The 22,300-nt window shown below is 61.0% G+C and carries 20 protein-coding genes and 2 pseudogenes; 14 read left to right on the forward strand and 8 right to left on the reverse strand.

Annotated elements, in window-relative coordinates:
• Positions 1-557: 557 nt before the first annotated feature.
• Positions 558-1,844: a CDF family Co(II)/Ni(II) efflux transporter DmeF gene (dmeF, locus tag RBJ75_RS28650; protein WP_044408973.1), complete on the reverse strand. Its 1,287-nt coding sequence runs from the start codon at positions 1,842-1,844 to the stop codon at positions 558-560.
• A gap of 9 nt (positions 1,845-1,853) precedes the next feature.
• Positions 1,854-2,132, reverse strand: a complete 279-nt coding sequence (locus tag RBJ75_RS28655) for a metal/formaldehyde-sensitive transcriptional repressor (protein ID WP_044408972.1) — start codon at positions 2,130-2,132, stop codon at positions 1,854-1,856.
• Between the two features lie 84 nt (positions 2,133-2,216).
• On the opposite strand from RBJ75_RS28655, the gene RBJ75_RS28660 reads away from it, so the two are divergent.
• The 5 genes from RBJ75_RS28660 (at position 2,217) to RBJ75_RS28680 (ending at position 8,132) form a co-directional block, all read left to right on the forward strand.
• Positions 2,217-2,495, forward strand: a complete 279-nt coding sequence (locus tag RBJ75_RS28660; RefSeq protein WP_044408971.1) for a metal-sensing transcriptional repressor — start codon at positions 2,217-2,219, stop codon at positions 2,493-2,495.
• A gap of 34 nt (positions 2,496-2,529) precedes the next feature.
• Complete coding sequence (locus tag RBJ75_RS28665) at positions 2,530-3,741, forward strand: efflux RND transporter periplasmic adaptor subunit (RefSeq protein WP_052628881.1); 1,212 nt, start codon at positions 2,530-2,532, stop codon at positions 3,739-3,741.
• Positions 3,742-3,744: 3 nt separating this feature from the next.
• Complete coding sequence (locus RBJ75_RS28670) at positions 3,745-6,984, forward strand: efflux RND transporter permease subunit (protein ID WP_044408970.1); 3,240 nt, start codon at positions 3,745-3,747, stop codon at positions 6,982-6,984.
• 172 nt (positions 6,985-7,156) lie between these two features.
• Positions 7,157-7,918 carry a COG4280 domain-containing protein gene (locus RBJ75_RS28675; protein ID WP_044408968.1) on the forward strand — a complete coding sequence of 254 codons (762 nt, stop codon included), beginning with the start codon at positions 7,157-7,159 and terminating at the stop codon, positions 7,916-7,918.
• 10 nt (positions 7,919-7,928) lie between these two features.
• Entirely contained in the window at positions 7,929-8,132 is a 204-nt protein-coding gene (locus tag RBJ75_RS28680; protein WP_044408965.1) for a hypothetical protein, read from the forward strand.
• Positions 8,133-8,221: 89 nt separating this feature from the next.
• Here the strand turns inward: RBJ75_RS28680 and RBJ75_RS28685 are convergent.
• The 6 genes and pseudogenes from RBJ75_RS28685 to RBJ75_RS28710 form a co-directional block, all read right to left on the reverse strand.
• Positions 8,222-8,476, reverse strand: a pseudogene (locus tag RBJ75_RS28685) (PilZ domain-containing protein).
• 39 nt (positions 8,477-8,515) lie between these two features.
• A pseudogene (locus tag RBJ75_RS28690) lies at positions 8,516-9,309 on the reverse strand (hypothetical protein).
• Positions 9,310-9,464: 155 nt separating this feature from the next.
• A complete protein-coding gene (locus RBJ75_RS28695) occupies positions 9,465-10,223 on the reverse strand; it encodes a membrane protein (protein ID WP_044408959.1) in 759 nt (252 codons plus the stop codon).
• A 79-nt stretch (positions 10,224-10,302) separates the two neighbouring features.
• Positions 10,303-10,503 carry a PepSY domain-containing protein gene (locus tag RBJ75_RS28700; protein ID WP_201776303.1) on the reverse strand — a complete coding sequence of 67 codons (201 nt, stop codon included), beginning with the start codon at positions 10,501-10,503 and terminating at the stop codon, positions 10,303-10,305.
• Positions 10,504-10,734: 231 nt separating this feature from the next.
• Positions 10,735-12,048, reverse strand: coding sequence for an ATP-binding protein (locus RBJ75_RS28705; protein WP_044408957.1), 1,314 nt, complete (start codon positions 12,046-12,048; stop codon positions 10,735-10,737).
• Positions 12,045-12,704, reverse strand: a complete 660-nt coding sequence (locus RBJ75_RS28710) for a response regulator transcription factor (protein ID WP_044408954.1) — start codon at positions 12,702-12,704, stop codon at positions 12,045-12,047. The genes RBJ75_RS28705 and RBJ75_RS28710 overlap by 4 nt, the downstream gene beginning before the upstream one ends.
• A gap of 249 nt (positions 12,705-12,953) precedes the next feature.
• Here RBJ75_RS28710 and RBJ75_RS28715 point away from each other — a divergent pair, with 249 nt between their 5' ends.
• The 9 genes from RBJ75_RS28715 to RBJ75_RS28755 all read left to right on the forward strand — a co-directional run bounded on the left by RBJ75_RS28715 (position 12,954) and on the right by RBJ75_RS28755 (position 22,255).
• A complete protein-coding gene (locus RBJ75_RS28715) occupies positions 12,954-13,688 on the forward strand; it encodes a helix-turn-helix transcriptional regulator (RefSeq protein WP_080900967.1) in 735 nt (244 codons plus the stop codon).
• A 585-nt stretch (positions 13,689-14,273) separates the two neighbouring features.
• A complete protein-coding gene (locus tag RBJ75_RS28720; RefSeq protein WP_201776302.1) occupies positions 14,274-14,762 on the forward strand; it encodes a DUF305 domain-containing protein in 489 nt (162 codons plus the stop codon).
• 134 nt (positions 14,763-14,896) lie between these two features.
• Positions 14,897-15,250 (forward strand): NADH-quinone oxidoreductase subunit A, encoded by a 354-nt coding sequence (locus tag RBJ75_RS28725; RefSeq protein WP_234707363.1) that lies wholly within the window; start codon positions 14,897-14,899, stop codon positions 15,248-15,250.
• A complete protein-coding gene (locus RBJ75_RS28730; RefSeq protein ID WP_044408952.1) occupies positions 15,241-16,140 on the forward strand; it encodes an NADH-quinone oxidoreductase subunit H in 900 nt (299 codons plus the stop codon). The genes RBJ75_RS28725 and RBJ75_RS28730 overlap by 10 nt, the downstream gene beginning before the upstream one ends.
• Positions 16,137-17,090, forward strand: a complete 954-nt coding sequence (locus RBJ75_RS28735; protein ID WP_044408949.1) for an NADH-quinone oxidoreductase subunit J — start codon at positions 16,137-16,139, stop codon at positions 17,088-17,090. The genes RBJ75_RS28730 and RBJ75_RS28735 overlap by 4 nt, the downstream gene beginning before the upstream one ends.
• Complete coding sequence (gene nuoK, locus RBJ75_RS28740) at positions 17,087-17,398, forward strand: NADH-quinone oxidoreductase subunit NuoK (RefSeq protein ID WP_044408947.1); 312 nt, start codon at positions 17,087-17,089, stop codon at positions 17,396-17,398. The genes RBJ75_RS28735 and nuoK overlap by 4 nt, the downstream gene beginning before the upstream one ends.
• Complete coding sequence (locus tag RBJ75_RS28745) at positions 17,392-19,311, forward strand: NADH-quinone oxidoreductase subunit L (RefSeq protein WP_234707362.1); 1,920 nt, start codon at positions 17,392-17,394, stop codon at positions 19,309-19,311. The genes nuoK and RBJ75_RS28745 overlap by 7 nt, the downstream gene beginning before the upstream one ends.
• A gap of 14 nt (positions 19,312-19,325) precedes the next feature.
• The gene (locus RBJ75_RS28750; protein WP_044408943.1) at positions 19,326-20,801 is read left to right on the forward strand and encodes a NuoM family protein; all 1,476 of its coding nucleotides are present in this window, start codon (positions 19,326-19,328) and stop codon (positions 20,799-20,801) included.
• A gap of 29 nt (positions 20,802-20,830) precedes the next feature.
• Positions 20,831-22,255: an NADH-quinone oxidoreductase subunit N gene (locus RBJ75_RS28755; RefSeq protein WP_044409072.1), complete on the forward strand. Its 1,425-nt coding sequence runs from the start codon at positions 20,831-20,833 to the stop codon at positions 22,253-22,255.
• The last annotated feature ends 45 nt before the right edge of the window (positions 22,256-22,300 follow it).

Below are 22,300 nucleotides of genomic sequence, written 5' to 3' on the forward strand. Positions count from 1 at the left end.
GCTCGCGAAAGCCGCGAGGCCAACGGACCGCTCTTACGCCGCCTTTGAAATATCAATTTGGCGCCGACCACAACCCCGAGAAGAACGGCTGCGACGAGAGCGTCCCTCCTGACCACAACCCGAGAGAAGTGCCACTCAAAATGCGCCGCGTAGTCTGCGACGTAAGCAATTGCAGTCGCGCTCGCCAAAGATGCAAACAAACTCATCGATCTCCTTAAATTGTCTGTCATATGCTACCTTGAATACCGAGACTCGCTTCGAACAAGCCGTCAAAGTTTAAGTTTGATGCCGTGACGCCTTTGGCTAGACTGTCAGCGCAGCAATAATGCTGCGCCTACTTTCCCCCGCCCCACACGGCGGAGCTTTTTTGTTGGTTGCATCGAAAAGGCAAGGACTTTGACCATTGCTGGGCCAAGTGTTCTGCCATTTAGCGTCTCGCGGTGCTGAAAGGGTCCGAACCTGCCATCGACGCTGGTATAGGTCTTCGTCCTGCCCCGGACACGGTTATTACTGAAGCAGGTTAGGCCCATCCTCATGGGGCCGTGCCAGTGCAGTTTTTATTGATCCCGTCGCACTAGCCGCGTCGCCTGATCACTGACCTCGATTGTAACGTGGGACAAATCGCCGAACTTGCCAAGCATGCGGCGATAATATTCGGCTTCGCGGCGTTTCTCGGTGGCGATGGCGACGATTGCTCCAAGGTGTCCGGGTCCCAGCCGCCAAAGGTGCAGGTCGGTCACCCGATCTCCGTCGCGCTCGATCGTCTGTCTGACCTTTTCCGCCATCCGCGGGTCCGGATTGCGGTCCAGCAATATGCCGCCGGTATCGCGTAAAAGTCCGAACGACCAGTTTGCGATGACGACGGCGCCGATAAGGCCGGCGAGCGGATCCATCCAGAGCCATCCGAAGGTGCGCGCGAGGAGAAGTCCGACAATCACCAGCACCGAAACGGCGGCGTCGGCCGCCACGTGAACGACCGCGGCACGCATGTTGTTGTCACGATGATGAGCGCCCGCTGGCGCATCGTGATCGTGCTCTTCGAAACTTTCTTCAAATTCCTTGAACTGATCGTCCTGCTTTAGACGGACCTTGGCCGCAAACTCATGAGGTTCCGGAATTTCGTCGAGCGATTCCAGATATCCTCCGCGATCCGCGAATGTGAATGTCTGTCTGCCGCCCGCAGGTCTTATGGTTTCAACGGTGACGTGCGAAGCATGTAACTGCAGGCCATCCGGAAGCCGCAATCGGAAACGAGGCGGCACACCGTTTTCAAAAACTTCAAGTTCGATCGCGCCGGCCCCGAGGTCGATCCGGTGAACATCCCCGCCGTGATCGAGGGGATGTTCGTGGCCGTGCGAATGACCGTGGCTGTGCCCGTGATGACCGCCGGACAGCAACCATGCGCTGACCAGATTAACCGCGAGACCGAGCACGGCGATCGGAATGGCCTCGTTGAAACTGATGGCGACGGGGGACAGAAAACGCGATACCGCCTCATAACCGATCAGCAAGGCGATCATCGCCAATATGATCGCGCTACTGTATCCGGCGAGGTCTCCGAACTTTCCGGTGCCGAAGGTGAAATTCCGGTCGTGGGCATGTCGGCGCGCATACGTATAGGCCAACGCCGCCAACAGAAGCGCGCCGGCGTGCGTCGACATATGCAGACCGTCTGCGATCAGGGCCAACGATCCGAACAGTGCGCCGCCGACGATCTCCGCGATCATCATGAGGCCGCACAGCCCGATGACCGCCCAGGTCCTGCGCGCGGCCTTGTCGTGATCTTCACCCAGAAAAACGTGATCATGCGCGGCAGAACGATCGATCGTCTGGTCGACGGCCATGGCGTGTCCTTACTTCAGGTAGGTGTGAACGACTTCGATCAGTTGATCCGCCGCATCCGCATTGAGCGCGCCGGGATTCTTCTGGGGATCGACCAGATGGGTGCGGATGTGATCCTCCACGACCTCGGCCATCAGACCTGCGACACTCCCACGGATGCCGGCAATCATGTGCATGATGCGCTCGCACTCGGCTTCTTCGCTTAAGGCACGCTCGATGGCTTCAAACTGACCGCGGATGCGGCGAACTCGCGCAAGCAGCTTCTTTTTCTCGCGGACGGTGTGGCTCATGCGACAATATAGCCTACCCCCCTATCCTTTTCAAGCTTGTAACTTCGGGTTGGCATATCCCCCCCGGGAGGATAGGTTCCGCGGATGGCAAAAGTTCACGTTCACGAAACGCATCCCAATATCGTCAGGCGGCTCCGGCGCGCCGAGGGTCACCTACGTCGTGTCATCGACATGTTCGACGAAGGCCGGTCGTGCCTGGATCTGGCTCAGCAGCTTCATGCCGTCGAGAAGGCCATCGGCGAGGCGAAGCGCACATTGATCCACGACCACGTCGACCATTGCCTCGATCGCGCCGTGAGCGGGCCCGGCAAATCGACAAGAACCGTCGTCGATGAATTCAAGGCCATTTCCAAATATCTGTGACGGTGGCGCGCTGGCTCCACGTCGGAAGAGTATCATGATGAGTCGCTCGACAATCGTTGTGCTTGCGTTCGCGGGAGGAGCCGCGATTTTCGCGCTGGGTCTGTCGACGACCCTTCAACGGGCAATCGGGATGGGACCGCCGGCCAAGACGGCAATATTGCCCAAGCCGTCGGCACCGGAGCTGATCTCCAGCCTTCTGTCTATGAGTGATGAGCAGATCAAGCTCGCGCAGATCGATCTGGTCGACGTAGGACCGGCAGCAATCGCCAAGCGTCTCGTTGTTCCGGGTTCGGTTGTTCCCGACGCGGACCGGATCGCACATGTCTCGGTCAAGCTATCGGGGACGGTCGCGGAGCTGCGCAAGAATATCGGTGAAGATGTCGCAAGGGATGAAGTGATCGCCGTCCTCGAAAGCCGCGAGGTCGCGGATGCCAAGAGCGAATATCTGGCAGCCGGACTTACAAACGATCTGCAACAGGATTTGTCCACCCGCGACAAGACGCTCTGGGACAGCCGTGTAGGCACCGAGCAGCAATACCTGCGGTCGCGCAACGCCGCGGCGCAGACCGAAATGCGCGTCAAGATCGCGCGGCAGAAATTGCTTGCGCTAGGCCTCGGCGAAAGGGAGATCATCGCGGTGCCCGGGGCTCCAGAGGCTTCGCTTCGACGCCAGGATGTGCGCTCGCCGATCTCCGGGCGGGTGGCCGAACGCAAGGTCGAGTTGGGCACAGCCGTCGGCCGGGACAGTCTGGAGACCGAATTGTTCGTCGTGGTCGATCTGAGCCGTGTCTGGGTGGAATTGTCTGTCGCCTCCTCCGACCTTCCTTTGATCAAGGAAGGCCAATCGGTCAAAATTTCCGCAAGAGGTCTTGCCACGACAGCCATCGGCAAGGTCGTGTTCGTGAGCCCGCTGGTCGACAAGGATACGCGCACGGCGCGCGTCGTGGCTGAAATCCCAAATCCCGACCGGACTTGGCGGCCGGGATCGTTCGTCACGGCGGCAATCGCCCTCGAGGAGCGGACCGTGCCCGTCGTGGTGCTCGCGACCGCCATCCAGAAGCTGGCCGGCCAACCGATCGTGTTCGTCCGGACCAAAGACGGCTTCGAAAAGCGCAATGTCGTGGTTGGCGAGAGAGAGGATCAGGTCGTCGAGATCGTGTCCGGCCTGACGCCCGGCGAGGCCGTCGCCACGACGAACACGTTCTCGCTCAAGGCCGAGCTTTCGAAGCCGCGGGACGAGGACTGAGCGATGATCGAAAGCATCATCGATTTTTCGGTCCGGCGCCGATGGCTCGTCCTGCTGATTACGCTGGCGGCAGTCGCCTCGGGTTTCTGGTCTCTGACCAAGCTTCCGATCGATGCGGTTCCGGATGTCACCAACGTCCAGGTCCAGGTCAACGCCGCGGCCCCGGCGCTGACGCCGGTCGAAATCGAGAAGCAGATCACCGTGGCACTGGAAACAGTGCTGGCCGGCACGCCCGGTTTGGAATCGACGCGGTCCTTTTCGCGGAACGGTTTTGCCCAGATCACGGCCGTGTTCACCGACCGTACCAACATCTACTTCGCGCGCCAGCAGGTTTCGGAGCGCATCAACGAGGCCAAGGCCAATCTTCCGCCCGGCGTCGACATTAAGCTCGGGCCAATCTCGACCGGACTTGGCGAGATCTATTGGTGGGCGGTCGAATACGCCAAACCCAGCGCGGTTGCACCGGTGCACAACGGCCAGCCCGGCTGGCAGTCCGATGGAACCTATCTGACGCCCGAAGGTGAGCGCCTGACAAACGATTTTCAGCGGACGGTGTATCTGCGCACCGTGCAGGACTGGATCATCCGTCCGCAGATGAAGACGGTCCCCGGGGTGGCTGGCGCCGATGCTATCGGTGGTTTCGTCAAGCAGTTCCAGGTGCAACCCGACCCGCAGCGACTGATCAGCTTTGGACTATCGCTCAATCAGGTCATCGAGGCCATCGAGGCCAATAACGTCAGCCGAGGCGCCAACTACATCGAGCAAAACGGCGAAGGTTACGTGGTCCGGGCCAGTGGTCGCGTCGAAAACATCGAGGACATCTCGCAAATCGTCGTGGCCACGCGGGCGGGTGTCCCGATCCGCGTCAAGGACGTTGCCGATGTCGTGATCGGTAAGGAGTTGCGCACCGGCAGCGCCAGCGTCAACGGCCGCGAGGTCGTCCTCGGAACAACGCTGATGCTGATCGGAGGCAACAGCCGTACGGTCGCAGCGGCGGCGGATGCGAAGATCAAGGAGATCAGCCGCACGCTTCCGCCCGGCATCTATGCCCACACCGTGCTCAACCGGACGCAATTGGTCGATGCCACCATCGAGACTGTCGCCACCAACCTGGCGGAAGGCGCTCTGCTCGTTATCGTCGTGCTGTTCCTCCTGTTAGGCAACCTGCGGGCCGCGGTGGTGACTGCGTGTGTCATCCCGGTCACCATGATGCTGACCGCAACGGGCATGCTGCAGGGCAAGATCAGCGCCAATCTCATGAGCTTGGGCGCCTTGGACTTCGGACTGATCGTCGACGGCGCCGTGATCATCGCGGAAAACAGTCTCCGCCACCTTGCTGAGCGTCAGCGCCAGGTCGGGCGAATGCTGGCGCTGGACGAACGGCTCCAGACCGTCAAGGAATCCGCCATCGAGATGATCCGGCCGACGGTCTACGGCCAGCTTATCATCATTCTCGTCTACGTGCCGCTGCTGACGTTCACCGGCGTCGAGGGCAAGACGTTCGAGCCGATGGCGCTGACGGTCATCATCGCGCTCGTCGCGGCCTTCGTCGTCTCGTTGACATTCGTCCCGGCGATGGTCGCGCTGACTGTCACCAAACCGGTTAGCGAGCAGGAAAACGCCATCATCCGCAAGCTGAAGGCGGGCTATGCGCCGCTATTGACGCGGGTGATCGCGTCTCCGCTGCCTGTGATCGGTGTCGCCGCGATCCTCTTCGTCGCAGCGAGTCTGCTGTTCACCCGGCTGGGGCAGGAGTTCACACCGACGCTGGACGAAAAGAACATCGTGATGGAGGTCAAGCGAATCCCGAGTACGTCGATAACCCAATCGCAAGCGATGCAACTCCAGATCGAGAGTGTCGTCAGCAAGTTTCCGCAGGTGGCGTTCGTGTTCTCCCGCACCGGAACGCCGGACCTCGCCGCCGACCCGATGCCGCCGAACGCGTCCGACACCTACATCATCGTCAAGCCGCAGGCCGAGTGGCCCGACCCGTCGATGACAAAAGACGATCTCATCAAGCAGATCGAGGTTGAAGCCTCGAAATTGCCGGGGAACAAGCTCGGCTTCTCCCAGCCCATCGAAATGCGGTTCAATGAGCTGATCGCCGGCGTGCGCGAGGATCTGGCGGTCAAGGTCTTCGGCGACGATTTCGAGCAGATGCAGCGGACTGCCGGCAACATCGCCCATGCGCTGCGGCGCATCGACGGCGCCGAGAACGTCAAGGTGGAAGAGACCGCCGGGCTTCCGTTCCTGGAGATCAAGATCGACAAGGCCGAAATCGCACGCCGTGGCCTCAGCCTGCTTGCGGTCCAGGACGTGATCGAAGCCGCGATCGGCGGCCGGGTCGCCGGACTGGTGTTCGAGGGTGATCGGCGTTTTCAGATCATCGTCCGGCTGAACGACGCGCTGCGCAACGATATCGCGGCGCTTGAAAACCTGCCGGTGCAATTGCCGCGACTGACGCAAAATGCCGCGGTGGCGTCCGTCCCTCTTCGCGCTCTGGCGACATTCGAGCAAACCGAAGGCGCCAACCAGATCAGCCGCGAGAACGGCAAGCGGCGCGTCGTCGCGACGGCCGAAGTCCGTGGGCGGGATATCGGATCGTTGGTCGCGGAGGCGCAGGCGATCATCGGAGAGAAGGTCAAGCTGGCGCCCGGGACCTGGCTTTCCTGGGGCGGCCAATTCGAGAACTTCTCCGTTGCCCGGCAGCGTCTGATGTTCGTGGTCCCCGGCTGTTTCCTCTTGATATTCCTGCTGCTGTTCGGCGCGCTTGGTTCCGCGCGGGACGCGCTTCTGGTCTTCAGCGCGGTGCCCCTCGCGCTGACCGGCGGCATCGCTGCGCTATGGCTGCGCGGCATGCCGTTCTCGATCTCGGCCGCGGTCGGCTTTATTGCCCTCTCCGGCGTCGCGGTCCTGAACGGATTGGTGATGCTCAGCCAGATTCGAAGACTGGTTGCCGATGGAGTCGGCACGCAGGCAGCCATCAGCCAAGGCGCTCTGACGCGGTTTCGTCCGGTCGTCATGACGGCGCTGGTCGCCTCGCTCGGCTTCGTGCCGATGGCGCTTGCGACGGGGACGGGAGCAGAAGTGCAGAAGCCGCTGGCGACCGTAGTAATCGGCGGCCTGTTGAGCGCGACGCTGCTCACCTTGCTGGTCTTACCCGCGCTTTATTCCTACTTCGCATCTATCGAAAGCCGGACGAAGCCCGACCGCGAGTTCGTTCCGAACCGCGCGGCCGAGTAGAGCCTTTAAAAGCATACCAAGTTAACGCGAATACAGGATCGGTTCGGTCTGTCGCAGCAGGCATCTAGCAACCGGACATGGATAAGATACAACACTCGGCATCCCCACATTCGTTCTACATCCTCGGATCGCATCTGGGCGCTGTCCGCGACGGTCTCATCGGGAGAACAACATGATCGTGGATTGGACGCATGCTTGGCCGCCGACGATTGCCGCATTTCTGGCCTCGCTCGTGGAATTCGTCGAAGCTCTGACCGTTGTTCTGGCTGTCGGCGCCGTCCGCGGCTGGAGCGGCGCACTGATCGGGAGTGGGGCCGCACTTGGCATGCTGCTGGCCATCGTCGTGGCGGCCGGTCCGGCGCTCGCGCGCATCCCGCTGGATGTCGTCCAGCTCGCGGTCGGGGTGCTTCTGCTCCTCTTCGGAATGCGATGGTTGCGCAAAGCAATTCTGCGTTCGGCCGGCGTTATTCCTTTGCATGACGAGGACGCGATCTATTCCAGGCAAACGGAATCGCTGCGCAAGCTCGGGCAGCGCCAGCGAGGATGGGACAGGGCCGCGATCGCAACCGCCTTCAAGATCACGATGCTCGAGGGTATCGAGGTGGTCTTCATCGTTATCGCTGTGGGTTCCGGCGGCGCGGGCTTGCTTGTTCCGGCGAGCATGGGGGCGCTGGCCGCGCTGCTTGTCGTCGTGCTGCTTGGCTTTGTCGTTCACAAGCCTTTGGCGTCTATCCCGGAGAACACCCTGAAGTTTATGGTCGGGGTATTGCTCTCCGCGTTTGGCACTTTCTGGGTCGGCGAAGGCATGGGACTTCGATGGCCCGCTCAGGATTGGTCGATCCTCGGTCTCGTTGCTGGCTTCCTGATCGTCGCATTGATCGCAACACCGCTTTGCCGGATGCGCTCGGGCGCGCGCGGCGCCGCGAAACGATAGGAACTCCTGCATGCGCTGGTTCAAGACGATCATTCGAGAGCTTTTCGGCTTGTTCGTGGATGACGGCAGCTTTGCGCTCATAATCATTGCGTGGCTTGGCGCCGCATGGCTTGTGCTGCCATGGCTGACGGCCGGTTCGGCCTGGGGCGGCGCAATCATGTTCGCCGGTCTTGCGTCAATTCTCGTCGAAAGTGTCTGGCGTCATCGGGCTTAGGTGGATCTCGTCGCAGCACGATTGCTTACATCCGCCTGATGAAAGCCTTTCGGGCACGTCGCGAAGCGATCGAGCGCACGTTGTCATTCCTATTTTTCGCCATTCGCCCCAGTGAAGCGAACACCGATCCGCTTCTCCTTGCGCCAGATCATCCGGCAATGCTGCGAGCCACTTTCAATTACCAGCGAAAAGGCGTCGGGAATTTCCGATCGGTGATGTCACACATCTAGCGAGGCGCCGTAGTCGGAAAGATTCCGAACCGTGCAACTGATTGCGCCTCCACCAAACGCGATTGTTGCAGCCTTCAAGACCCGGCGGCGCGGTGTGGAACGATGCTCCTCCATTTGAGAACTCCATGGTGGTGTCGGGAGTCTATTCCGCGATCAATCGAGCCCGCGAAGTTCGGGGACTCGCGAATATGCGCCGGGATGCCGCCCCGGCCGCTGCGGAATAACGAGAATGCAAACGGCAATGACGACGATGAGGGCTGCCGAGGCGGAAAAGTCGCCAACGGCAAGCCCCCCGGCGGCGACCGGCTTGTCAAGCGAGTTGGCAATTGTGGCGCCCAGCGGACGCGTCAGGATGAAAGCCGCCCAGAACAACGTGGTGCGGGACATTTTCGTGAAGAAGTAAAGAACGGCGACGATTGCCAAGACGATGGCAAGCACAAGCGCGCTGCCGTTGTAACCGAGCCCGGTGTCATCTGCCATCCAGTCGCCGAGCGCCGTGCCGAGGGTCTGCGAGAACATGATGGTCGCCCAGTAGAACGCTTCGACTTTGGGCGAGTAACGGTTTCGACGGAGACGGAGCCGAGCGACCAATACCACAAGCCCAGTGTCGCCATGACCATCGTGAAGAGCGACAGGGAGCCGCCGAGATAGCCAATGCCGAGCGAACGATCGACCAAATCGGCAAGCGTCGTTCCGGCGAGCGTGGTCGCGGTGATGGCGGCCCAGTACAGGAAGGGCTGAAATCGCTTCGCCCTTATCTGAGAACTCACGGCCACAATCAATACGGTGGCAAAGATGGCGGTGCCGATCAGATAACCGAGACCCAACGTCAACGTCACCGCGTTGCCGCCCACCTCGCCCAGAGTGGTCGCGAATATCTTGATGACCCAGAATCCGAGCGTGATAGCCGGCACCTTGCTGGCTTCTGTGCTGACGATTCTGTCCATGCGGCTTTCTCCGAACAACGATTGCTGATTGAACGACAAATTGACCGTGGGGAGCCGCTCTCGGACGGCTACCGATCCTGCATCGCTCGACGCGCCAGGCTTGAAAATTTGCGAACGCTCATGAGGATCGACATCGCTTGAGAGCCGCAGTAGCGTCACGCCGGATGCTTGCCCGCGCGCTGCGGCAACAGGATCAGGCAGGCAAGGATGAAGGCTGCGATCACGGCCGATGCGAGCGGTCTGCTGAGACTGAGACCCCCGGCAGCGACCGGTTTATCGAGGAAGTCGCCAACCGTCGCGCCAAGCGGACGAGTCAGAATGAAGGCCGCCCAGAACAGCAGCACCCGCGACACGTTCGTGCGATAATAGAGTGCGACAACGACGGCCAGCCCGGCCGCGAAGACGAGAGCGCCCCCTTCATAGCCAAGGCCGCCGGTGTCGGCCAGCCAGTCGCCGAGCGCAGTGCCGAGGGTTTGCGAGAACGTGATCGCTCCCCAGTAAAACGCCTCGACCTTCGGCGTGGAGACGGTGTTGACCGATACCGTTCCCTCCGACCAATACCAAAGCCCGAGGATGCTCACGAGGCAGAGAAACAGCAGCGATGAGCCGCCGGTATAACCGATCCCGAGCGACCGGTCGGCGAAGTCGGCCATCGTGGTGCCGAAGGTCGTCGAGGCCACGATGGTCGCCCAGTAGAGAAACGGATGAAAGCGTTTCGCGACGATCTGTGCGATCACGAAGGCGATGAGCAGCACCGCGAACAAGGCTGTCCCCGCCAAATAACCCCAGTTCAGCGTCATGGTGACGGTATCGCCGCCGGTCTCGCCGAGCGTTGTGGCAAGAATTTTGATGATCCAGAAGCCGAGCGTGACTTCAGGGACTTTGCTCAATGCGAATTTCTGGGCTGGGGTCATGATTGCATTTCCGTTATGTAGCCGGCCACCCGGCGCGTGCGAGGACGCACCGGGTTTGTTCGTGGGACCATGCTGCGGGTCAGTCCGGATGGGGACCTTCTGTCTTGTTTTCGAGTACCTTGCCGCTCGCGGCATCGACGCCGACTTCCTGCGTCCGCGAGCCGTTCTTGATGTCGAACGAATAACGCAGGCCGCTGCCTCCGGATTCGCGCTCAAGCTCTTCGTCGGTGACTTTCCCGGGATGGGCCTTGCGTGATGGTGACCTTCGCTTGACCGGCAAGCTTTTGACCGGTGTAGGCCAGCGCTGGCACCATGAGCGCCAGCAAGATACCTGCGGCGCCCAAGGCGTCCAGGCGGTACGGGGTAGTCCTGATCATGTGTCTCTCCGATTCGCCCCCCGCTTGCGAACGGATGCGCGACGCGTCGGCGACGGCCCGCTCCGATGAGGTGACCATGGCCCCGGAGACTGAGGACAGAATGAGCCTGGGTGCGGCGAGAAGAGAAAAGTGCGCTATGCCAGTAATGTGACGCGCGCGAGAACGCCGGCTGCCCCGTCGGGGCGGTTCTCGACGGTCAGGACAAGACCATTGCGCTCGGCAATTCGCCGCGCGATCGCCAGCCCCAGACCGGTTCCCTCGACGTCCGGCGGCGACGCGCGATAGAACCGATCGAAGATGCGGGAAACGGCGCCTGGCGGCAAACCAGGACCCGTATCCAGAACCTCGACAACGCGTCGCCCGTCGCGCAGAGTCAGGGAAACGTCGACCTGCCCGCCGGAGGGCGTGTACCGCACGGCGTTATCGATCAGATTTGCGAACAGAACGCGCAATTCCTCGACCGAACCATGCAGCGTCGCGGACGTCTCCATCCGGGCCCCGAGATCGATGCCCTTGTGTTCGGCCAGCACGACATGATCGCCGACGCAGTCGAGCAGCAGCGGACCCACCTCAACCGTTTCGCTGAGGGGTGCTACGGGCTCGTCGAGGCGCGCCAGCCGCAGCAGTTGACCGACAAGGGCGCTCGCGCGCTTCACGCCCTGCGCAAGTGCCGCCTTGCCAGCCTCGAATTCCGCTCCGACCGAGCTGGAACTGTTGATCTTGAGGTTATCCACCTGGATTTGCATCGCAGCGAGCGGCGTCCGCAGTTCATGCGCCGCGTCGGAGAGAAACCGCTTCTGCGCTTCCACGGCGGCGCGCAGGCGCACGATCAGGCCGTTCATGCTTTCGACCAAAGGCGCCACTTCGATCGGAATTCCGGCGAGGGGAATGGCTGCGGCTGCCACCGCACTTCGATTCGCAAGATCCCGCGCCAGAGCGTCCAGCCGTCCAAGCATCCGGTTCAGCGCCCAGCCGACGACGAGCCAGGACAGCGGTATGACGATCAGGATGGGCGCCGCGGCTCCCACGGCGGCGCTTCGGGCAAATTCCTGACGAACCTTGTCGCGCTGCGCGACCTGCACGGTCCAGGTATCGTTGTCCGTCGAATAGACCCGCCAGGGCTCGCCGGCGACGACGATATCTTCAAAGCCGGGCTTGCTCGGCCGCGCGATGTCGACGCCGCGAAGCGTAGTGTGGGCAACGACGCCGCGCTTCCAGATCGTTACCGCAATCTGATCTTCCGGATCCTGATCGCTGGCCGGCGGCGCGTCAGCATCGGGAAGACCCAAGCCGGCGTTAAGTGCAACCTGGCGTAACTGTCCGTCAAGAAAATCAGCGGCTTCGTCACGCGCAAGCTTGTAGGCGAGCAACATCGCGGCGGCGCCGACCAAGGTCAGAAGAACGGTCATCGAGATAAGGGTTGCTCGCCGGAGCGAGACCGTCGTCATGATTTTTGTACCATCCAGCCCGTACCCCTCACGTTGAAGATGATGTCCTTCCCGAATTTGCGTCGAATGGAGTAGATCAGGGCATCAACCGCATTGCTTTCCACCTCTTCTCCCCAGCCGTAGATGCGCTCCTCCACCTGTGCGCGGGAAAGAATACGACCCGGGCGTTCCATCAAGGCGTGCATCAAAGCGTACTCGCGCGCAGGCAACACATGCACGATGTCGGCATGCGACAACTCATGGGTCTCGGTATTGAGCTCAACCGCACCCGCCACCAAATGGGATGTTGACCTGCACGCCCGGCGGCGGAGGACCGCGCGCATTCTGGCGAGTAACTCCCGCGTCTCGAACGGTTTGACGAGATAGTCGTCCGCGCCGAGATCGAGTCCGGCCACCCGATGGTCGAGCCCGTCGCGCGCTGTAATGATGAGGACGGGCGTATCGAACCCCCGGCTCCGCGCCGCCTTCAAAAGATCGAGACCTTCAGCGCCAGGCAGCCCGAGGTCGAGCAGCACGATCCCATGTCCGCCATCGGCGAGCGCCGCCTCAGCCTCTCCGCCGGCGCGCACCCAATCCACCGACATGCCCTCCCCGGCAAGCGTCCGGGACAGGCCCTCGCCGATCATCGCATCGTCTTCCAAAAGCAGAACGCGCATCGCTAAACCCCGACCCTATAGGCGCCGCACACGAGAACCAGCTTCCATAGCTGACGACAGACGAAAAATATCACGCTCTACTTTCGCTGAACTTCAGCAATATTTTTCTTCGTTTGATAATGACGCTGTTCGACCGCTATGTACCGAGCCACTTCTGCACCTCTAAATCTCGCGCGTCGCGGACGATCTCTCATCCGCTTTTTGCAACGCGGATCTACCTAGCATACGATCAATCATGGTGGCCTGAGAATGACAGACCTGTTTTGGAGCACTTGGGAGGTTATCTCGCTAATAGAACAGGCGGCTGATCAAAGCGCTCTTCAAGATTGTCTAATTAGCATCGCTAAAAGTTACGGGTTTGCTTCAGTATTTGGTGGAATCGTACCCCCGACTGAAATGCACAATTCCAAGATTGAAATTCAAACCCGTTCTATGGTGCAACATTTCCCAAAAGGCTGGGCGACGAGATACGTCGTTCAAAATTATCTTCCGCGCGACCCGATCGTAGCGCGCCTTCAGAAAGATCGGAATGCCTTTTCCTGGGCTGAAAGTTACAAGTCCTGCTCGGAACCAGATAACGCGCGGATAATCGGAGGGGAAGCTGCCGACTTTGGGTTAGTCGAAGGCTTCGTGATCCCGGTCACGACGCTTGACCAGCGGTCAGCGGCGTTGTCATTCGGAGGAGCAAAGGACGACCTCAGCAGTAACGACCGATCGGCCCTTACGTTTCTTGCAAATTTTGCCATCGGGCATTGGTTGTGTTTGCGCCGTCCGAGATCAACGCGCAGCAATAAGCTCTCACCTCGTGAATTTGACTGCCTTCTCTGGGCCGGGGAGGGAAAAACCGATTGGGAAATCTCCGTCATTCTCGGCATTTCTCGACCGACGGTAGCGAAACACATCGCTTCCGCTCGCGAGAAACTTGATGCTGTCAACAAGACACATGCGATCGCAATCGCCATGCGTCTAAAGATTTTGGGTTAGGCTTTCACCGCTAACGGTAGGAAAGCGGCACCGACGATCGTCTGGTTTTTCGAACTATAGCTTTGTGACGCGGCCCGCTCTCTCGCCGAGGCTGAGATTCTTCAAGCACTGGGCTTCTGCGAAAGGTCTCAGGCCAATCCCGAATATCTCTCAATTGCGACAGAAGGTCGCCGCATTTTTTAATGCGGCGACCTGAAGTTGCGGCCTTCGCCGAAATGATCAGGTGCATTGTTGCGCTCGGAGTGCGACCGAAAAGACGGCCCCGATTCGACTGCCACTATGGCGCAAGCGATCGGGCTAATTTAGCGTCAGGTGATTTCGCCCGCGAACGGACCGCGCGGGACGCGAGATGAATTTTTCGATACGTTATAAGTTGCTGATGCTTCTCATTTCTTGGAACCACGATACTGCCACCGAATTAAGGTGGTTGGTGATTAATCCACACGGAGAAACGGCCATAGGCGTTCGCTCGACTGGCTAGCTTGTCGCTGCGATGCTGGGCCTTTGTACTTGGCTCACAAGAGCATCTCAATCTGAGGAGAACTCCAGGGGTGGCCGGCGAGCAAGCAACGAGGAAAAGCAGCTATGAAAATGTACGGACGTTTTGCGGCCATGATCGCCACCTCAACGGTGATCATGTACGGATTGATGTACCTGAACACATTTGCGCTTGATCACATTCGATACAGTCAGACACGACTTTGGATGGCGCTGCTGATGGGGGCCGTAATGGCCATCATCATGCTCTTATTCATGCTCCGCATGTATGAAAACAAAACAACGAATGCAGTAATAGTAGTTTGCGCCGCAATCGTGTTCGGGCTTTCCCTATGGCTCGTCCGGAGCCAAACGACCGTTTATGACATCGATTATATGAAAGCGATGATACCTCATCACTCGATCGCGATAATGACAAGCGAGCGAGCCCACATACGAGATCCACGCGTCAGAAAGCTGGCTGATGAAATTATCGAGTCACAGGTCCGCGAAATTGGAGAGATGGATCAACTGATCGTCGACCTTGAGAAAAACCCCGTTGCGCAGAACGCGCCCGATCTACCACCAAAGCAGTAAGCAAACCAGTCTGCGAATGAGGCGGTCGGCGGCAAACTATCGCGTTACAATCTCGGCTTATGCCGATATTTATCGCTTATGCGAGTCATCAGGGGAGCTGACGTTGTGCGATCCTGCAAAATTTGGCTTTTGCTATGATGGATAGTTCGCCGAAAATTAGCGTCTCGCCGGTCGTCACCGACTACGGCTTTGTGGCCCTTGTTTTGGTCATGACATGTGGCCTCGCGCTGCTAGCGGCCGGTCGTTTTTTGCGCGCGCCCCAGCGACAGATCGACATTTCGCCGGTCTGGGCGCAGTTCCGTTTCGGCTACGGCATTTACGCGCTGATCTTTCTCGCCTTCGATATGGAGATGATCTTCATGTATCCGTGGGCGGTGGTCTTCGCCGATATTGGCATCAGCGCCTTCCTCGACATGCTCGTTTTCATTGTGCTCCTCGGGGCGGGCATCGCTTATGCTTGGGGCATGGGCGGGCTCAAATGGGAGTGATCGTAACAGGCACGGCGGTGTTGGCCGCACTCCTCGCTGGCGCGGCGTTGACCTACGGGCTCGAGCGCCTGTTCGTACAACACGGCCGTGAGCCTGGACCCGCGCATGACGTCGAATTCAACCGTAATCTTCATATCGCGAATAGCGACCGCTGGCTGCTGCCGGCCGGACCGGTCGTAGCCGTTGCAGGCGTCGCGCTCGCGGTGGTGGTCGTGCCGTTCGGCCCAGGTCTGATCGGGCGCGATCTGGGCATCGGCCTCTTCTACGTAATCGTCGTCATTGATTTTGTCGTGTTGGGCTTGGCCCTCGCTGGTTGGGGCGCGGACACGCCCGACACGGTCGAAGCCTGCTATCGCATCATCGCCCAGCTTGTCGCTTACGTGGTGCCGCTGGGCCTTGCCTATGTCGGTGTGATCATGATGGCGCGATCGCTATCAACAATTTCCGTCGTCAATGCGCAAAGCGCCTTGTGGTTCGTGGTCCTGCAGCCGATCGGCTTCGTGCTCTATCTCGTTACAGGACTGATGCAGTCCTATCGAGCGCCTTTTCTTGAACCCTTTGCCGGTTCGATCGGCGGCGGCGTGCTCGGTGTATCCGGCGGCTGGTCGGCGCTTCTCTGGCGCGTTGCGCTCTCCGGGGTGTTCTTCCTCGTCGCGGCGATTGGCGCCGTGCTTTACCTCGGCGGCCCCAGCGGTCCGGTCTTGCCCGGCTGGCTCTGGATGCTCGTCAAGACCTACGCCCTGATGGCCCTGATGCTCGGGCTTGGCCGCTGCGTCCGGCCGCTCTCGACGGCACAGATGCTAGCCCTTTCCTGGAAGTTTCTGATTCCGCTCGGCCTCGTCAATGTTCTCCTGGTCGGCGGCTTGATTCTACTTGGGATCGGACCATGACCGCGATGCTCGAGATCGTCACTTTCGCCGTCTGCGCGTTCATCGCAATCGCGGGTGCGCTTGGCATGACGACAACGATGAGCATGTTCCGCTCGGGCATCTTCCTGATGGCCTCGTTTATCGGCGTTGCAGGCCTGTTCATCCTGCTCGCCGCCGACCTGATCGGGATACTGCAGATCATGATGTATATCGGCGGCTTCCTCGTCATGATCCTGTTCATGGTCCTGGTCATGCATGACCCGGGCGGAGCGATGATGGCCGGCATGGACATGGCGTTGATCGAGCGCTGGTTCAGCAAAGGCCTGGTGCCGCGCGGGCACCCGCACGACGGTCATATGCACGGCGACCATAAAGAAGGTCACGACTCCGATAACCAGGAAAACGATGCTGCCGAGCATGCCAGCGGAGGCGGCCACGAGGGCCACAGCATGCCGCACGGTGCACATGCGGCGCCCGATCATCCATCGATGCAGCATGGGGACGATACTGGCCACGAAGGTCACGCGATGCATCATGGTAACGGCAACCACAGCAGCACGGAGATGGGTGAGATGGACATGTCGATGGTCACACCGGTTCGACCTGTCGCCGCCTGGCTCGCCGTCGCAGTCGGAATCGTACTCGTTGGCATGCTTCTGCTGCGTCCAGCCTGGCGCGTGGTCGACGCGCTGCCGGACCCGGATTCGGCACGCCGCATCGGCCAACTCCTCATGGAAAAGTACATGGTCGCCTTTGAGGGCGCCGGCTTTCTCATCCTGATCGGCATTTTTGGTGCGGTGCTCCTGGCGCGTCCTTCCACCTACCCCGACGACTCTTCGCGTTCGGCCAAGGTCGCGGTCGACGAAAAGCCGGAGCCGATTGCACACGATGGACTGCCACCGCTTACGCGATCAGAACGGTCCGATGAGCACCAGGCGCGGCAGCAACGTCCCAAGGAGCATTGCGCATGATGGTCCCGCTCACCGCTTATCTCGTGGTCGGCGCGATCCTGTTCGCGATCGGCGTCTACACGGTCATCGCGCAACGCGCGGCAGTAATGATCCTGATGGGAATTGAGGTGCTGCTCAACGCGATCGGGCTCAACATTATCGCCTTCTGGCGCTTCACCGCACCGGCTGACTATTCCGCACAGATCTTCGCCATTCTGATCATCACGATTGGTGCCGTCGAAATGGCGATCGGGCTCGCCATCGTGATGCTGCTGTACAGACAACGGCAAACAGTCGAGGTCGATGCCTACGCCGAGTTGAAGTGGTGATCGAGCTTCTTGCCATTCCGATCTTGCCGCTGCTTGCGGCGTTGGCTGCGCTCTGTGTGGGCCGGCGCCTGCCCTGGGGCGGCGGCGAACTTCTCGTTGGCGCCATCGCTCTTGCGGTGATTGATCTGCTGCTCGTCCCAGAGGGTGTCAATCCATCCGCAACGTGGTTCGAGAGTGGCGGCTTCCAACTGACCGTTGGGCTAGAAGTCACCCGACTTACTTGGTTCGTCGCGATGATCGTCGCATGCGTCGCATTTGGCGTCGGCATCTATAGCCTCGGTTACATGGCGAAAAAGCCGGATCGGCCGCGCTTCTTCGCCGAACTTGGCCTGTTCGTCGGCGCCATGCTGGTGCTGGTGCTGTCGAGCTCGCTCGTCCTGCTCTTCGCGGCCTGGGAGTTCGTTGGGCTCGCCTCTTACCTTCTAATTGGTTTCAACTACGCCGAGGCCGGCGCGCCATACGCTGCCACCAAAGCCTTTCTCATGACTAGGATCGGCGACGTCGGCTTTCTGCTTGGCTGGCTTCTCGCGTTAAGCGTGACCGGCACGACCGGGATTGGCGTTCTTGTCGGCGCCGTCGGTGGCGGGCAGATCGGCTCCGGCGCTCTCACCGCAATGACGTTCCTTGTGCTCGCAGGCGCCGTCGGCAAGAGCGCGCAGCTTCCCCTCACCGGCTGGTTGCCGGACGCCATGATTGGGCCGACGCCCGTCTCCGCGCTGCTGCACTCGGCCACTATGGTTGCAGCCGGCGTGTTCCTGGTCCTTAGGCTCTATCCCCTGTTCGAGGCAGCCCCGGCGGCCCTTGCCGCTCTATTCTGGATCGGCGCCGCGACCGCGCTGGTCGCCGGCCTGATCGCCACCGCCGAAATGGACCTAAAACGCGTGCTCGCATGGTCCACCGCGTCGCAGCTTGGCGAGATGATGATTGCACTCGGCCTCGGCGGCCCGCTCGCGGCCTCCTTCCACCTCGCGGCGCACGCAGCCTTTAAGTCGACGTTGTTCCTCGCTGCCGGCGTGGTCCAAGAGGAGACGGGCACACGCGCTCTTGACCGGCTCGGCGGTCTTATCCGCGTCATGCCCTTCACCGGCGGGGTCTTCGTCATCGCGGCACTGGCGCTGGCCGGCATACCGCCCCTCTCGGGTTTCTGGAGCGAAGAGGCGATCCTGGCCGCCGCCACGCGGCAGGGCACCGGCGCAGCGCTTTTAATCGTGATCCTCGTTTTCCTTGCCGGCATCTATATCGGCCGTGCGGGAGGCGCGACCTTCTTTGGCGAGTGCCGACGCACGGACATGAGCAAGACGGGATGGCCGATTCACGCGGGGACGGGTCTGCTCGCGTTCGCCGCGGCTGCTCTCGGCTGGCTCCTTGCTGGCCGGCTCGCGGGCATCCTCTCCTTCTCAGGCGAGCCCGAGCCGGCAATCACCTGGCGGGTTTTCGCCGTCGCAGCAGCCGTCGTTGGGCTCGGCTTCGGCGCCTCGCGCGGGTCGGCGCCGGCTCTGGGCCTGCTTCCGGCCAAGCTTGGAAAGGGATTGATGGTGGCCACCGACGCGCCGGCGATCTGGACGATGCGTCTCGCCGGACTTGTTGATCCGGTCGAGGCCGCGTTCGACAGAATGGCACGAACCATCGCGATGGGTGTTGGCGCGATGGCCCGCACGTCGCAATCGATCGAACGTGGGCTCGACGCCGCAGCCGAACAAACCGCGCGCGGCACCTGGCGTCTCGCCCGAGACACTGAACGCGTTGAAGCTTTGGGCTTCGGTCGCGGCGGCGATGCGCTCGCGATCGACATCGCCGCCGGCGGCGAACGGCTCCGTACGCTCCAGGCCGGTCAGCTCTATTTCTACACACTCGCGCTTTTCATCTGGGCCGCAGCAGCACTCGTCGTTGGCGGTCTCATGCTCTGGCTATGAACGGATCAGATCCGATGCTGACGATCACCATCTTCCTGCCGCTGCTGACCGGACTCTTGGTGCTCGTTTTACCACGCAGCCGTCCCGATCTCGTACGCTGGATCGCGCTGTTCGGCGCTATGCTGACACTGATTGCCGCAATGGTTCTGTGGGCCGGCTTCGAGCCAAGTGGCGGAAGCCTGCAATGGCGCATGACGGCGCAGTGGATCCCGACGATTGGAGCAAGCTACGATGTTGCCGTTGGTGGAATCTCGTTGACGCTCATCCTCCTCACCGCCGTGCTCCTTACCGTTGTCATGGTCTACGTACTCGGCGAACGCGATCGAGCGCACGCGCATGCCTTTCTTTTCCTGCTGCTTGGCAGCGGCTTGATCGGTCTCTTTGCGGCGCAGGATTTGCTGCTCTTCTACCTGTTCTTCGAAATTGGCTTGGTGCCGATGTATTTCATCGTCGGCATCTGGGGCGGCGAGAGACGGCGCTACGCCGCGCTAAAGTTCTTTCTCTATACGCGCGCCGGCAGCCTCGCCATGCTGCTCGGCTTTCTCGCGCTCTATCTTGCCATGGAGCCCCACAGCTTCTCGCTTCCGGCTATCATCGCGGCGAAGCCGTTGGCGCAAGCTCCACTGGCCTCGGCTCTCGTCTTCTTCGCCCTCTTGATCGGCTTCGGCGTCAAGCTGCCGATCGTACCGCTGCACAACTGGCTGCCTGACGCTCATGTCGAGGCTCCGACCGAGGGCAGCGTCGTGCTCGCCGGCCTGCAGCTCAAAATGGGCGGTTACGGCCTCGTCGCCATCCTGCTTCCAACGCTGCCGGAGACGGTCGCTCGGTTCAGTTGGCTGCTGATCGGCCTCGCGTTGGTTTCTCTTCTCTATGGAGCGCTCGCAGCTCTCGCACAGAGTGATATGAAGCGCCTCGTCGCCTACACGTCGATTAATCACATGGCCTATGTCACGCTCGGCGTGGCCGTTGCGGGAGTGATCGGCAGTGCGCAAGCGCGCCAGCTGGCGATCAACGGCGCCACCTTTCAAATGGTCAGCCACGGTCTTCTGACCGGTGGCATGTTTCTGATGGTCGGCATGCTTCAGCATCGTGCCGGGACGCGAGAGATCGACCATTTCGGCGGACTGATCGGGCGGATGCCGACTTTTAGCGGCCTCTTCGGGTTACTCGCCTTTGGCTCTCTTGGCCTTCCGGGTCTCTCCGGTTTCATCGCCGAATTCCAGGTGATCGGCGCCGCCCTTCAGCTCTCCGTTTGGATTGCCGCGATCACCGTGCTCGGCCTCGTTCTCGCGACCGCCGTTTACCTGCGCTTGATGGCAGGCACCCTGATGGGAAGCGCACCGCAGGACGCAAAGCCGTTGTCGCCTCTTTCCGCCCGCGAGGCCTGGTCGGCCGCTGCACTTGCAACGCTTTCAGTTCTGATCGGCATCCTGCCAATGATTCTGATCGCCGCATTAGATGGCAACGCACGCATCCTGGCGCACTTCTGATGCCCGGCGTCAGCTCCATGGAAAACTGCATGGATCTGTGGGCCGTCGTGCCCGAGATGATTCTCGCCGGTCTCGCTCTGGCATTGGTGCCAATTGCCGGTTGGGCCCGTGGCCGCTGGCGCAGTCTGCCGGCGGCCTTAGCGTTGGTCGGCCTCCTCGCCGCTTTGGCTCTGACTGCCCCGATGCTGATGGCAGCACCGCGGGAAGCATTCTGCGGCACCTATGCGGTCGATCCGTTCCGCGCCTTTTACCAGCTCGTCATCGAGGCTGGCGCCATCGTCAGCCTGCTCGCGCTCGCCGCCCATTTCCACGGAACTGAGCAGGAGGCGCAGGCGCCCGTCGCGCTTCTGATGGCGACCGTTGGCGGCATGGGGCTTGCCGCAGCCACCGATCTCGGCCTCATCGTCCTGTTCCTGCAGATGGTGAGCTTTCCCTCTTATCTCCTCGTCCTGCTCGTGCGCAGCGATAAGTCAGCTCAGGAGGCAACGCTCAAATATTTCCTCTACGGCGCCGCCGCGCTCGCCGTTATGGCCTACGGCCTAACATTCCTGTTTGGCCTGACCGGCAGCCTCAACTTGCGCATCATTGGAGCTGGACTCGTGGGAGCTGACGCCGCTTGGGTGGCGCTGGCCTTCGGCCTCGTCCTTGTCGGCTATGGCTTCGAGATGACGCTGGTGCCATTCCACGTGTGGGCACCCGACGTGTTTCAGGGCGCGACGGCGCCAACGTCAGGCTTCGTCTCGGTTGTTCCCAAGGTCGCCGCTTTCGCAGGTCTTCTGCGTCTTCTCCTCGAGGCGCTGCCACATGGTCTCATCGCGTGGCCGGTTGTACTTGCAATCGTCGCCGTCGCAACGATGACGTTCGGCAACCTGATTGCGCTGCGCCAGACGAGTCTCAAACGGCTTCTTGCCTATTCGAGCATCGCCCAAGCCGGTTACATGCTTATGGCCGTCGCTGTGGCCGATCGTACACCCGACGCGCTGCCGGCCGTCGGCTACTATCTCGTCGCCTATCTCTGCATGAACCTCGCCGCCTTCACGGTCCTGGCCCAAGTCGAGCGCATGCTCGGAAACGACGGGTTCGACGCTGTCCGCGGCCTCGGCCGCCGCGCGCCGTGGCCGGCGGCAGCGTTTACGCTCGCGCTGCTGTCGCTTGCCGGCATTCCGCCGCTCGCCGGCTTCGCCGGCAAGGTATTCCTCCTGATGGCCGCGATCGATGGAGGCTTCGTCTGGCTCGCAATCATCGCAGCCATCAACATGGCGGTGGCACTCTATTATTACGCCGTGATCATCGCCGAAATGTACTTCCGTGAGCCGGAACGAAGGGAGGCGGTCGCGCTCGGGCTCGGCTATGCCTGGGCGGTCGGCCTGTGCACGGCAGGTACGATCGCCTTCGGCGTAGCGCCACGTCTAGCACTCAGCCTAGCGCAACTCGGTTCAGTCATTCTGCGATGACCGAACGCTCAAAATATTTTCACCACTGGCGGCTCTTAACGCTCA

The sequence above is a fragment of the Rhodopseudomonas sp. BAL398 genome, from assembly GCF_033001325.1.
Taxonomy (GTDB): domain Bacteria; phylum Pseudomonadota; class Alphaproteobacteria; order Rhizobiales; family Xanthobacteraceae; genus JARJEH01.